We start from the raw sequence: 13,808 nt of genomic DNA, 5'->3' as shown, positions 1-13,808 counted from the left end.
TTGATGCTAATAAGAAAAGCCCATAGCGAATTCGCTATGGGCTTTTTGTTTGTCACTCAATAAGCAAGTTACTCAGTTCAATGAGAGTCTTAGAGTATTAAGCTGAAGCTAGTGCCTGCTCTAAATCTGCTTTGATATCTTCAATGTGTTCGATACCAATCGACAGTCGTACCATATCAGTACTGACACCAGCATTCTCTAACTCTTGCTCATTCAACTGGCGATGCGTGGTCGTCGCTGGATGGCAGGCTAGTGATTTGGCATCACCGATATTGACCAAACGCGTAATCAGTTGCAGCGCATCGATAAAGCGCGCACCTGCTTCCAAACCACCTTTAACCCCAAAGGTCAAAATAGCAGATGGCGTGCCTTTCATATACTTTTTAGCAAGCTCATGCTCAGGGTGATCCGGTAAACCCGCATATTTCACCCAGGCAACTTTCTCATGGTCACTTAGATATTCCGCAACGGCTTGGGCGTTCTGTACATGTCGCTCCATACGTAAACCCAGTGTCTGCAAGCCTTGTAAAATACTAAAAGCATTCAATGGGCTAAGTGCCGCGCCAGTATTACGCAGCGGTGCCACACGAGCACGAGCGATAAATGCCGCTGCGCCCACGTCTTTGACAAAGTTCACACCGTGATAGCTATGATCTGGTGTGTTTAATAATGGAAAACGCTCAGGATAATCACCCCATGCGAATTTACCACTATCGACAATTGCGCCACCAATCGAAGTACCTGTACCGCTCATGTATTTGGTCAACGAATGAATGACGATATCTGCACCAAACTCAAAAGGACGACATAGCGCAGGTGTCGCAACTGTACTATCAATCACGACTGGTACGCCGTATTCGTGAGCAATATCACTTAGTGCTTGAATATCCACGATGTTACCCAATGGATTACCGATACTTTCTGCGAAGACCATCTTAGTTTTATCATCAATTAAATCACGAATCGCTTCAGGGTTTTTGTGGTCAAAGAAGCGTACTTCGATACCTTGACGCGGCAATGCATGGGCAAATAAATTATAAGTACCACCATATAAGGTCGACACAGCAACGATATTGTCACCCGCTTCACAGATGGTCTGAATTGCATAAGTGATGGCAGCCATACCAGATGCGACGGCAAGTGCACCGATACCACCTTCTAGCGCTGCGACGCGCTCCTCTAAAACTGCATTGGTCGGGTTCATGATACGGGTATAAATATTACCTGCGACCTTTAAATCAAACAAGTCTGCGCCATGCTGAGTATTATCAAAGGCATACGAGCTGGTGTGATAGATAGGTACTGCGACCGCTTTGGTCGTTGGCTCAACGCTATAACCCGCATGAATTGCTAAAGTTTCAAGACGTTGAGGGGTCTCTGATTTTTGTGCTGTTTGCTGGTCTGCTTGTCCGTCACTCATTATATATTCCTTTATTTCGATAAAAGCTATTAATCAATAAATGACTAATCAACAAATTATTAATCAACAATCTACCACTGAAAATTCAGCTAAAAAACAATCTACCAAATCATAGCAATAAAAAAAGCCAAGTTCATCAAAACTTGGCTTTTTAATTAAAATAACTCTTCGCTAGCACTTAAGTCTACAACTTGCAGCTAGACTTTTATTTGTAATAAGCGTTTTCAGTACGAGTATGATCTGTCTCATCAATGACTTGGGTTAATTCTGGTATTTGCTGCTTAAGCTGCACTTCAACACCTTGACGCAAAGTCATATCAACAGCTGAGCACCCTTGGCAACCACCACCAAATTTCAATACGGCTGTAAGACCAACGCCTTCTTCGTCAATCAGCTCCAGCAACTGTACGTCACCGCCATGCGCTGCTAGACCTGGATTAATCTCTGACTGCAATACGTAGTTGATGCGCTCTTCCACACTGGCATCCGCACCTACCTTTGGTACTTTAGAGTTTGGTGCACGGAAAGTCAGCTGACCACCGAAACGGTCTTTATTATAATCGATGACTGCATCTTCTAAATAAGGTACTGACGCCGCTTCGATAAATGCAGAGAAGCTGTCATACGTAAAACGTAGATCAGCGCTGTCTTCTTCGCCTGGCTGGTTGTACGCCATACAGCACTCTGCACGTGGTGTACCTGGATGCTCAACGAAAATACGTACACCGATACCATCTGTATCTTGCTTAGATAACAAATCCGCTAAGTACCCTTGGGCTGACTCAGTGATCGTAATATTGCTTTTTGCTTCAGTCTGATCAGTATCTAGCGCTGATTCATAGTCTGCTGATGGCGCTACTGGGCTATCAACTTGGTCATGCTCACTCATAATGTTTCCTATGCGTTATGACACAAACGCTATATCTATTATGGCTACTGTGTCGTGAATTTGAATGTTTAAAATTTTTACGGCTTGTATAAAATATGCAGGCTAGCAATATTTGAGATTTATTATTGTATGACGCTGCCCGCCATGAGTATAAAGTTTAATTCATCTATAGCACTCATTATACCTGAATCAAGCATCAATTCCGACCACGCTACTGTGAATTGAACGGTGGCCGCTGCAAATGGTTGTCATTGGTTTTTTTAATGATGCTACCTACTGGCAAAGTAACTCAATATTCAGACAATGAAAAATAAACATGTTTAATAGTTGTGTTGGCTGCCAAGCTATTCTCTATATAAAGACAGCTATACCATTTATCAAGCATACTCAGCATTTTCGCTATGCGATACCGTTCACATCTCGTCTGAGCAAGTCATTTAGTTTTGACGTAGTATTGATAGTTTGAATAACTTTGTGCACTGGCTTTATGAGCATGGTAGCTTTTGATTGCCTTGTACAAATATTACGTATATTTCGGATAGGATTATTTTTATGATGACACGGACGTTGCACCTAATAACTACCAAGGATGATGAGAAAATTGCCGTTTGGAAAGTAGTTGATACTCTAGAAAACAGTACGATAGCCAACCCGTTAGAAAATAGCTTGCCTATTATAAAACCTCAAAATATATTTTTGACTCACGGGACCTTTTCGGACAAACAAACTTGCTTAAAAATTGCTGAATATCTAGCTGACCTTGGACATCACTGCTATATCATGGAGTGGCGCGGTCATGGTGACAGCTCAATGCCAAAAAAAAAATTCAATTTCGAGACGGTGGCTACTTATGACTATGAAGCGACTTTCCGCTATTTTTTTGACGAATTAACATTCGATAATGTGCATTGTATTACTCACAGTGGCGGCGGTATTGGATTAATTATGTTTTTAGTTCAAAACCCACGCTATATCGATAAAATAAACAGCATCAGTATGTTCGCCTGCCAAGCTTATGGTGCAGCGTCAAAGCCTATCAGTCATGCGAAAATTATTGCAGCCAAGATACTCACGCGAATGCTTGGCAGTATTCCGGCCAGAAAATTAAAGATGGGCGCTTGTGACGAAAGTTACTATACGATGAATCAGTGGTACGACTGGAATCTACAAAAAAACTTTAAAAGTAGTTTCATAAAACAAAGCACGTTTAATGAAAGTGCATTTAATGTAAGTATTGTTAATCAAGCGAGCACTGATACAACTGCCACTGACAACGAGCCTTTAGACTATCGACAACAGATGCCGAATATTACGATACCCGTCTATGCCATCAGTGCTAGAGGGGACAACTTTATCTCCCCTACCCATGGTTGTCAGATGCTCTTTGATAATTTTAAAAACCCTGCCAATGTCTTTCGCGAATACGCGCTCAGCCATGGTGATTTAGACGACTATAATCATAGCCGCATTATGATCAGCCGTAACGCTGCAAAAGAGATTTGGCCAACGGTGACCGACTGGATTGAGCGTCATACTCAATAGTTGCTATGCCACTTAGCCACTTACTATAATGAGCGCTTTATTATGTACAACAACTGCAAGGGTTGAAACTATTATGGCTGATAATGGCTATCAAATAGTCTGTAGCGGTAGAATGATAACCAATCAAAACTAATGGTATGAGAATTATGCTTATGAACCAGCTTTTGAGCACTAGGTCGAACAAAGCTGTCTTAGACCATAACCATCGCTGGCAACAGCGTTACAAGTCAATATTAGTCGCAGGCTCTATGAGTCTAACTAGCCTGATGATCGGCTGCCAGTCAACTGCTGCTACGCAACTTAAGGCTCCCCCATCCTTACCGCAAAATGCAGTCTTGATTAATAAGGCGACCAATTTATATCAAGTTGATAAGCTACTGTTTCGAAGTGAGCAGTTACGTGCAGCTGATATCCCTTTACTTAAAGCCAATCGTATTGACGCTATCCTTAATTTACGCTTTTTTGATCGAAATGATGATGAAAAATTACTAGCTGATATTGTTAATGAGACGTCCTTAGACTTATATAATCAACCGCTTAAATCGTGGTATGTTACTCCAAAAGAAATCGCTAAAGCCTTAAATACGATAAAAGATTTACAGGCACAAAATAAGAACGTACTGGTACATTGCTATCATGGTGCTGACCGTACGGGACTGATTATCGCTATGTATAGAATCATTGAACAAGAATGGTCTATTGAACACGCTAAGCAAGAGATGGTCGCTGGTGGATTTGGCTATCATGCCGTTTGGATAAATCTTGAGAACATGCTAAACCATAAAACCGTGGCTGCTGTCCGTATAGAGATGTAGCCAAAAATTTTGTGATATAGCACTCAAGCTAGGGTGTGTCATCAATTAGATTTTGAGGCTTAAAATGAGAAAAATTGTAGATAAACAAGGAAGAAATTGCCGTTAATATGAACATATTGACAAAATTACTGACGATGTTTAGCAAAATTTAGCCATTTTAAGGCCACTAAATGTATTAATGTGCTAATTGATGACACGCCCTAGTAACTTTAAAAATCCTGCCAATGTCTTTTGTGAATACGCGCTCAGCCATGGTGATTTAGACGACTATACTCATGGCTGCATTATGATTAGCCGTAACGCTGCCAAAGAAATCTAGCCAACAGTGACTGCTTGGATTGAAAAGCACTCCCATTAAAATTATGGGTGTATTTATCTGGACTCGTCACATCATCATTGACCGTTATACTATCCCAAACATCTTTCCACTTGTCAGCGAGTCATCGGCTGTGTCAGTATTGGCATTATTAATTTTTTACCAATGAAATATAAGTCGTAGGAAATTGGCGTCTATGAGTGAATTATCAGAGCAAAGTTCAGACATACAAACCCCTGATCAGAAAAGCAGTAAACACTATCGTTATTTGGTTTTCATTGGGCGTTTTCAGCCGTTCCATCGTGGACATAAAGCCGTCATCGACGAAGCATTAAAGCGCTCGGATGATGTGATTATGCTCATTGGCTCAGCCAACCTGCCACGTAGCTTACGCAATCCATTCAGCGTCGCTGAGCGTGCGGCCATGATTAAAGACGCCTACTCAGCAGAGGAAGCAGCACGTATTCACTGCGTGGGTCTAGACGATGCACTCTACAACGACACCCGCTGGCTACAGTATGTGCAAGCAGGCGTCAAGTCTGTCACTGGTGACTTGCAGAGCGATATTGGGTTGATTGGTCACTCAAAAGACAGCTCATCGTATTACTTATCGCTATTCCCCAACTGGGACTCGGTCTCAGTACCCAATTATCACAATCTGTCAGCCACACCTATTAGAGATAGCTATCTAATGGGTGCCACGCCGACACCCGAGCGCACGCCTGAATCAACCCGTAAAGTGCTGAATGACTTCAAAAAAACTGACGACTATCATCAACTGCATGAAGAAGCAGATTTCATTGATAAGTATAAAAGACAGTGGGAATCCGCCCCCTATCCGCCTACATTTATGACGGCTGATGCTTTGATTGTACAGTCTGGACATATCTTGTTGGTAGAGCGCCGTAGTATGCCAGGGCGTGGATTGTGGGCACTCCCAGGTGGGTTCTTAAATCCGAAAGAGACCTTATTTGATGCTTGTATTCGTGAGCTGCGTGAAGAAACACGTCTCAAAGTTCCTGAGCCAGTATTGCGTGGCTCTTGTCACAGTCAGCATACCTTTGATGACCCATATCGCTCGGCACGTGGTCGTACGATTACCCAAGCGTTTTACTTTCAGCTTAAAAATGACCCAAAAGGTCTACCAAAAGTAAAAGGTGGCGATGACGCAGCCAAAGCTTTTTGGTTACCGCTGGCAGAGCTTGATGCCACCATGATGTTCGAAGACCACTATGCGATTATTACCAAGATGGTTGGATTGTAAATTTACATAACGTTGACCGACTAGTACATGATTTACAACCTTATAATCGACTATAGTCTATATAATTTATTTTCTTAGTTTTTTATTTTTAAACCTAATTTATCATTTTTGCACACGTTTCTGTACAACAGCTTTCACCGCCCGAGTCGATAGACGGCAAGGGTCCACCGCTGCAACTGCTCTTTCATAAAAGCAGCTGCAGCATTTCAAAGCAGAGGAGTTCTGTGATGTATACCAGTAATCTAAATAATTTAATTCTTAACAGCGACAGCTATAAAACCTCACATTGGGTGCAATACCCAAGCGGTAGTGAGTATCTGTCAAGCTACATTGAAGCGCGTAAAGGCGACTATGATGTGGTATTTTTTGGTCTGCAAGCCTTTATCAAAGAATACCTGAGCACCCCTATTACCCACCAAGATATCGACGAAGCCGAAATGGTCGTTCAAGCGCACGGCTTGACTTTCAATCGTGCTGGTTGGGAGCATTTGGTGGACAAACACAATGGTTATCTACCATTACGTATCCAAGCCGTACCCGAAGGCAGCATCGTGCCCGTGTCCAACGTCGTCTGCCAAGTCATCAATACCGATCCTGAATTTTACTGGCTACCAAGCTATATCGAAACTGCACTATTACGTGCTATTTGGTATCCATCAACGGTCGCCAGTGTCTCGCATTATTGCAAAGACATCATTCGTAAAGCGCTAGAAAAATCAGCAGACAACACCGAATCGCTTACGTTCAGACTGCATGATTTTGGCTCACGCGGTGCATCTAGTCAGGAATCTGTGGCGCTCGGCAGCTTGGCACATTTGGTGAACTTTGCGGGCACTGACTCAATGACGGCACTAGTAGCTGCCAGTCGCTGGTATCAAATGGATAAAGACATGCCAGCGTTTTCTATCCCTGCAGCTGAACACAGTACAATGACTGCATGGGGCCGTGACGGTGAGACAGCAGCCTTTGCCAATATGATTGAACAGTTTGGTGGCGAAGGTAAAAGCTTTTCAGTGGTCTCAGACAGTTATGACTTATGGAATGCCATTGATAATATTTGGGGTGGCAGCCTAAAAGACGACGTAAAAAATATGGGCGGCACATTGGTCATTAGACCAGACAGTGGCGAGCCTACCAAAGTTGTCCGCGAAGCATTAGAGCGCTTGGCAGTGAAATTCGGTACGACCCTCAATAGTAAAGGCTATAAGGTATTACCAGATTATGTACGAGTCATCCAAGGTGATGGTATCAGCCCACAAAGCCTAACCAAGATTATTGATGTCATACTAAAAGCAGGCTTCAGCGCTGAAAACGTAACCTTTGGTATGGGCGGTGGCTTACTACAGCAAGTCAACCGTGACACCATGAGCTGGGCGATGAAAGCCAGTTCTATCTCTATCGATGGTGCATGGAAAGATATCTATAAAGATCCCATTACTAGCCGCTCGAAACGCTCAAAAAAAGGTCGATTGGCTTTGGTCAAAGACAGCAACGGACAGCTTAAAACCATCAAAGCCGATGACTTATCTGCTGATGCAGAAAACCTGTTGCGTGACGTTTATGTCGATGGTCAATTGCTAATTGAAGATAACCTAACGACTATTCGAGAGCGTGCTGGATGGTAGCAATATGATAAATAGTAATAAAATGGCGACAGTGGCAAGAGATGTCCTCCTTGCCCCTGTTTATCTTTATCAAGGTCGTAGGATTAAGCGTGACACGGTTCGCTTGCCTGAGCCACATGGTGAGAGATATGGTCATGTTCAATTAAACCAATCTACTAATACCCTGTCTGCTAATACACAAAAAGATGGCATCCAAAAAACGCTAAATGTCATGGTGGTTGGTGACTCGGCCGCCGCTGGTGTTGGTAGTCAAACGCAGCAAGAAGCATTAGTAGGCAAGCTGATCCCTGCTCTGCAGCAGCAGTCTGCTATTCATACTCAGTTTGATGAGCTGACATGGTCATTGCAAGCAACTACGGGTCACACTAGCTTTGATATCTTGCGTCGGCTTTATATCCTACCCACTCCTAGCCAAGCGATTGATGTCATGGTGCTAAGTGTTGGGGTCAATGACACCACTGCCAATGTCTCTGTGCGTAAATGGCAGCAGCAGATTGAAGAGATTATTGCTATTGCTCAGCGTAAATTTGGTGTGCGAGAATTGATTTTTTCAAGTCTACCACCAATGGCACAAATGCCTGCAATACCTACCCCGCTCAATAATTTTATTGGTGCCAAAGCATCTACTTTGGATAGGATACTGCAGCAAGTCTGTGCCGAGCATGACAGTGTCACTTATATGGACACTGACTTTGCAAAGATGATAGAAGAGCACTTTAATGGCAAACCTGTCGATATCGCCGTGATGTTTGCCAGTGATGGCTTTCACCCTAGCAGCCTCATGTATGGCTATTGGGCACAGCAGTTGTCAGAGCTGATAGTACAGGTCCTAGACACGCCGACTGCTTAGGGCTTGCCTTAATTTCACCTTTCAAAAACACTACTCTAAAATTCAAACAAAAAAAACCGCTGAATATTCAGCGGTTTTTTATTGCTTTGCGAAATATATTTACACAATAAGTGTAAATTATTCTGCAGCGTCAGTATCAGCAGCTTTCTTACGGCCACCAAACGCACCAAAGCGTTTGTTGAAGCTAGCAACACGGCCTTCAGTAGAAGTTTTGCGTTGTTCGCCAGTATAGAATGGATGCGACGCACTTGAGATATCAAGTGGGTAGTATGGATATTCTGTACCTTCGTATTCACGAGTAGCTTTGGTTTTAGCAGTTGAACGAGTCAAAAAGAAAACGTCAGCGTTAGTGTCGTGGAATAAAACTTCTTGGTAATTAGGATGGATATCTTTACGCATAATAAACTCTCTATGTCCGATGTATGTATAGTGCTTTTGAGCAACATCTTAAATGATGTGCCAAATCAACAATGGCATACGTAACTGAGGCACTAAGGACATTTATAAGTATGGCAGCTGCATCACTGGCTTATTCCAGCACCCAACACCATTCCTCTGCTCACTTAGCCTTTCCCCAGCGGGAAAATCAAACCGCGATTTTAACGGTTTTCGACGTCCGATGCAAGTTAGTCGGGCGCTAAGACTGTAATGATATGCCAATACAATCTTGATAAAGACCAATTAGTTCTAGAACACCAAAGGATAGTGTGTCAATGGTAGTAAAAGCGGTAGCAGTCGATACCCTAGAGTAGTGAGTGAGATGAATATCGTAGTAGTTGCATCATAGTTATATAGTGAATAGACCATAGCATGCCATATTATTCCGTTAGCAATTTGGCTAGCGTCAATACGCCTGATGCCAAAGGGCTGTCTTTACGATAAACAATCGATAGCTGAACTTGCTTTGACCCATGATTGAGTGGCGTCATGACCAATGATTTTTCATATCGACTACCGACTACCATATTTTTACCAATGATGGTGTAGCCTAATCCCGCAGCGACACACCCCAATACACCGTCAGCGCTGCTCATCAGCATTAGCTCATCACACCCTCTGCCTGCTTCTTGTTGCCAAATAATGGCCTGTGTCCTGTAACCACAACCTTCATCGCGTACGAATAAGACAGGGTCATGCTCACTATCTAATGGCGTCACCATCATCAGCTCTTCTCTGACAACAGGAATCACCACCAGATCTTGATGTTTGGGTGCATTGCCAATTGCCGCACAGTCTACTTTATTATTTAAAACCGCCAAGACCAACCTATCACTGGTATCTGTATAGATTTTGGCACGGATTTCAGAGTGGTTTAACTTCAGTTGCTTCAGTGCCAATGGCATATGGACAGCAGCAAATGTCTCAGGCATACCGATTATTAATTCATAACTGTCTTTATTTCGCAGCATAGCCGATGTGGCTTGATACTCTAGTTGTAAAATTTGATCAGCATAATCGCACAGCTGTCGCCCACTCGGGGTTAATTGCAGCTTTCGACCAATGATATTGAATAATTTGGTATCCAACTCCCTTTCGAGTTTTTTGATACGGTTGGTAATATTTGACTGAACGGTATGCAGTTTTTCAGCAGCCCCTTTAATACCGTTTTCATCAACAACCGCTTTAAACGTCTTTAACGTCAAAATCTCCATGTGAAAATCCTTATTCACTTATTAAACAGTTCTTATAATGAGAATACTTTGTTCTAGATAATTCAATTTTTAAGATTAACAGAGTCACGTATTCTTTGTTAATAACTTTCCGATATGAAGTAATAAAAATGTCTATAGAACTCACGAAAGTCCGTGTATACATGGCTGGAATTTGCAGCTTGATAGTGACCGTAGGGGTTGCTCGATTTTCGTATAGTCTATTGCTACCAGTCATGCAAGAAGGCGCTGGCTTGACAGAGTTAGGTGGCGGGTGGTTAGCCAGCACGAACTTTATGGGTTATATGTTTGGCGTTTTGATTGCTGCGAGCATGCATAATCTGAATTACAAATATAACTTACATCGTGTTTACCTTGTTTTAAGTGTAGTCACCTCTGCAGCTATGGTTCTGACCACAGATATAACCACTTGGGCGATATTAAGGTTCCTCGCTGGCGTCTGTGCTTCAGGCGGATTTATTATTGCTTCAGGATTGATATTGAAATGGCTGGTAAAGAATAACCACCGTGCTGAGCTCGGGATTCATTTCGCAGGTGCAGGCTTGAGCATTGTGATTACGTCGTTATTGTTTGAGGCAATGCAAGCCCTATCAGCAGATTGGCAACAGCAGTGGTTAGCACTCTCTGTGTTAGCGATCATTTTTGCTGTGCCTGCATGGTTATGGATGCCACACCCTTCCATCGACAGTAAGAATCAAGAAGTGATTAAGGACAATCCACCAAGCAAGACTTTCAAATCATTAATGATGCTGGCTTATTTTTGTGCAGGTTATGGTTATGCAGTCAGCTCTACCTTTATCGTCGATATCGTAGAGAGTACAAAAGGCTTACAAGGACAAGGAGGTTTTGTCTTTTTATTGATTGGTTTAGCTGCTACCCCAGCTGCACTTGTATGGGATCGTATTGCTCGGAGGTTTGGTTATCTTAGGACACTAATCGCCGCTTATCTTGTGCAAATAATCGGCATCATATTGCCTGCCCTCAATAACAGCTTACCGACGGTCATAATCAGTGCAGTGTTATTTGGCGGTACTTTCATTGCTTGTGTGAGTTTAGTATTGACGATGGCTGGTAAATTCTTCCCCAGTGATCCTGCTAAATTCATGGGAACAATGACGTTATCGTATGGTGCAGCTCAAATCATTGCACCCGTCTGTACCGGTTATATTGTTAAAATTTATGGAAGTTATGACCCTGGTCTATATCTATCAGCAGCGGTCGTGACAATGGGCACACTACTCTTGTATGGTTTATTGAATTTAAAGCATCCTCAACCAAAACCTATCACTCACAAACTATCAAAAAATGAGATTTAGACTTAAATCTGCATACTAAAATAAGCACCAAGACTATTACCAAAATAGCTAAAAGCAGCCACTCGATGGCTGCTTTTTTTATTGATATAAAAATAACGGCTTTATTGTTGGACTATATATTCAATAAAACGCATAAAAGCTTTTGATAGGCTTGTTAACCTCGAAATTTATTGTTATATTCATATATGTGAATTTACGAATATAGTACATAACACTGAGGAAGCAGAAAAATGGATACAATAAAAGTTGATTTTATAGATATAGATAAAGAATGGGATAAGCAAATATCAGACTATCATTTTGACGTATACCATTTATCTGGCTGGATTGCGGCATCAGCCGTCGTCGATAAAGGCATGCCTCAAGGTATAGTCGCTCACTATAAAGATAAGAAAGTGTTTTTACCTATTATCATACGAGAGATAGACTCAGAGCATTGGGATGCTACCTCTACGTACGGCTACGGCGGTCCTGTGATGGACAAGACGCTAACCGATGCCCAGCTCGATCTCATACTAGAAGGCATAAGAGCTTTTCTCTTTGAAAAAGGTTGTGTGTCATTATTCATGCGACTGCATCCAATCATCAATAAAGAATGGCTGCCTACCGTTGGAAAAGCGCTTACTCACGGCCTGACATTAATGTCTGACTTAACAAAATCAGAAGAAGAACACTGGAGCGAGACTCAAAACCGTCATCGTCGAGGCATTAAAAAAGCCATGAAAATGGAGGTTGTCACAAAAATTGAGTCCCTAACCAAAGAAAGCGCCATGGTGTTCTCAAACATTTATAAAGAAACGATGGAACATGTTAACGCTAGCCAGTATTACTTTTTTGATGACAACTATTTTTTCAATTTATTTGAAAACCTTCAAGACAGAATACTACTAATAACCGCTTATCAAGACGGCAAAGCCATTGGTTCATCGATATACACAATCTGTAGAGAGTCAGGTATTATGCAGTTCCATCTCGGTGGCACGCTTAACGCATATATACATCTACAACCGTCTAAACTTATTACCCATGTTGCTCGTAATTGGGGTAGAGAAAATAATTATAACTTACTCCATCTTGGTGGTGGCCTAGGCTCCAATCTAGATTCGTTATATGAATACAAAAAAGGATTTAGCTCACAAGAGCTGTTGTTTAAAACCTATAGACTCGTTGTCAATTCATCCAAATATGCCGCGTTGATTGCGAATAATTGGTTTACTGAAAACGATTTAAGCTCAGATTTTTTCCCTTTGTATAGAAAAGAGCCAACCAAAGAAACGGTATTGGAAGTTGAAGGCACTGAATCTCTAGTAAGTGTGTGATAAGCAGACTCACTAACTCTCAGCAAGTATTAGCAAACAAAAAAGCAGCCACGATGATGGCTGCTTTTTTTGACTTAAGGTTAAGTGTGTTTATTTCATTTCAACAATGTGCCAAACACCTAACTTGTTATCGCCATCTTTGTCGCCCACCTTAGTGTCATTGGCATAGAAATACAAAGGCTTACCATTCATGGACCATTGATACTTACCATCTTCGCGCTGAAATGCAGCAAACTGACCTGAGGCTTTCGCATTATCAGGTGCTAAAAATGCTGGCCATACTAACAAACACGCAGCGCCACATTCTGATTTCCCCATAGCATCTTTATCAAAAGTATATAAGGTCATGTGATTGTTCGCATCGACCAACATACCGTTTTTGCTCGTAATAGGTGCCGTATTATTATTAGTAGCCTGCACTTCATGCATGCCAGAACCATCTTTCCCCATTACATTGTTTAAAGTTGAACAACCAGTGAGCGTCAAAACACCTGTCAACGCCGATAATATGAGCATACGTTTCATGATAACGTCCTTGTTATTGTCATGGTTAATTTTATTTAGAGTTTGCTTACGATCATACGACTTGAGTACATGTGCTTTGATTACATGTGATTTAAGTAAAAGCAAAAATGACCCAATCCTGACTTCAAGCTATTCAATATAGCATGGGCATATAGACAGTTGTTTTTATACAGAGTGGTCTTTACAAAACTGCTTATATCCTACGGAACAAGCCAACAAATCCATCGCACTGGACAGACAGTCCTACCTACTCGTTG

Annotated in this window: 13 protein-coding genes; 8 read left to right on the top strand and 5 right to left on the bottom strand. The window is 42.0% G+C overall.

What is annotated here, in order from left to right; translation table 11 throughout:
* Nucleotides 1–97 precede the first annotated feature (97 nt).
* A complete protein-coding gene (locus JMW61_RS05915; RefSeq protein WP_201549930.1) occupies nucleotides 98–1,420 on the bottom strand; it encodes an O-acetylhomoserine aminocarboxypropyltransferase/cysteine synthase family protein in 1,323 nt (440 codons plus the stop codon).
* Between the two features lie 205 nt (nucleotides 1,421–1,625).
* A complete protein-coding gene (gene nfuA, locus JMW61_RS05910; RefSeq protein ID WP_110924191.1) occupies nucleotides 1,626–2,309 on the bottom strand; it encodes a Fe-S biogenesis protein NfuA in 684 nt (227 codons plus the stop codon).
* Nucleotides 2,310–2,861: 552 nt separating this feature from the next.
* Between nfuA and JMW61_RS05905 the strand changes: the two genes are divergently transcribed.
* From JMW61_RS05905 to JMW61_RS05885, 6 genes are all read left to right on the top strand, one after another.
* Nucleotides 2,862–3,851, top strand: coding sequence for an alpha/beta fold hydrolase (locus JMW61_RS05905; RefSeq protein ID WP_201549929.1), 990 nt, complete (start codon nucleotides 2,862–2,864; stop codon nucleotides 3,849–3,851).
* A 152-nt stretch (nucleotides 3,852–4,003) separates the two neighbouring features.
* Complete coding sequence (locus tag JMW61_RS05900; protein ID WP_201549928.1) at nucleotides 4,004–4,666, top strand: dual specificity protein phosphatase family protein; 663 nt, start codon at nucleotides 4,004–4,006, stop codon at nucleotides 4,664–4,666.
* A 190-nt stretch (nucleotides 4,667–4,856) separates the two neighbouring features.
* On the top strand, nucleotides 4,857–4,985 hold the full coding sequence (locus JMW61_RS14340) for a hypothetical protein (protein WP_265090103.1): 129 nt from the start codon (nucleotides 4,857–4,859) through the stop codon (nucleotides 4,983–4,985).
* A gap of 193 nt (nucleotides 4,986–5,178) precedes the next feature.
* The gene (locus JMW61_RS05895) at nucleotides 5,179–6,246 is read left to right on the top strand and encodes a bifunctional nicotinamide-nucleotide adenylyltransferase/Nudix hydroxylase (RefSeq protein ID WP_201549927.1); all 1,068 of its coding nucleotides are present in this window, start codon (nucleotides 5,179–5,181) and stop codon (nucleotides 6,244–6,246) included.
* A gap of 227 nt (nucleotides 6,247–6,473) precedes the next feature.
* A complete protein-coding gene (locus JMW61_RS05890; RefSeq protein WP_201549926.1) occupies nucleotides 6,474–7,871 on the top strand; it encodes a nicotinate phosphoribosyltransferase in 1,398 nt (465 codons plus the stop codon).
* A 4-nt stretch (nucleotides 7,872–7,875) separates the two neighbouring features.
* Nucleotides 7,876–8,721, top strand: coding sequence for an SGNH/GDSL hydrolase family protein (locus JMW61_RS05885; protein ID WP_227687368.1), 846 nt, complete (start codon nucleotides 7,876–7,878; stop codon nucleotides 8,719–8,721).
* Between the two features lie 117 nt (nucleotides 8,722–8,838).
* Here JMW61_RS05885 and JMW61_RS05880 read toward each other — a convergent pair whose 3' ends face one another.
* A complete protein-coding gene (locus JMW61_RS05880) occupies nucleotides 8,839–9,120 on the bottom strand; it encodes a type B 50S ribosomal protein L31 (protein WP_110924187.1) in 282 nt (93 codons plus the stop codon).
* A 419-nt stretch (nucleotides 9,121–9,539) separates the two neighbouring features.
* Entirely contained in the window at nucleotides 9,540–10,373 is an 834-nt protein-coding gene (locus tag JMW61_RS05875; protein ID WP_197218532.1) for a LysR family transcriptional regulator, read from the bottom strand.
* Nucleotides 10,374–10,501: 128 nt separating this feature from the next.
* On the opposite strand from JMW61_RS05875, the gene JMW61_RS05870 reads away from it, so the two are divergent.
* Both JMW61_RS05870 and JMW61_RS05865 read left to right on the top strand, forming a co-directional pair.
* Complete coding sequence (locus JMW61_RS05870; RefSeq protein ID WP_201549925.1) at nucleotides 10,502–11,707, top strand: YbfB/YjiJ family MFS transporter; 1,206 nt, start codon at nucleotides 10,502–10,504, stop codon at nucleotides 11,705–11,707.
* Between the two features lie 230 nt (nucleotides 11,708–11,937).
* Nucleotides 11,938–13,026 carry a GNAT family N-acetyltransferase gene (locus JMW61_RS05865; RefSeq protein WP_201549924.1) on the top strand — a complete coding sequence of 363 codons (1,089 nt, stop codon included), beginning with the start codon at nucleotides 11,938–11,940 and terminating at the stop codon, nucleotides 13,024–13,026.
* 90 nt (nucleotides 13,027–13,116) lie between these two features.
* On the opposite strand, the gene JMW61_RS05860 is transcribed toward JMW61_RS05865, so the two are convergent.
* The gene (locus tag JMW61_RS05860) at nucleotides 13,117–13,551 is read right to left on the bottom strand and encodes a COG4315 family predicted lipoprotein (RefSeq protein WP_201549923.1); all 435 of its coding nucleotides are present in this window, start codon (nucleotides 13,549–13,551) and stop codon (nucleotides 13,117–13,119) included.
* Nucleotides 13,552–13,808: the final 257 nt, after the last annotated feature.

Source organism: Psychrobacter fjordensis (assembly GCF_904845995.1).
Taxonomy (GTDB): domain Bacteria; phylum Pseudomonadota; class Gammaproteobacteria; order Pseudomonadales; family Moraxellaceae; genus Psychrobacter; species Psychrobacter fjordensis.
The sequence above is the reverse complement of the archived record's forward strand: the minus strand, read 5'-3'. Positions and strand labels throughout refer to the sequence as shown.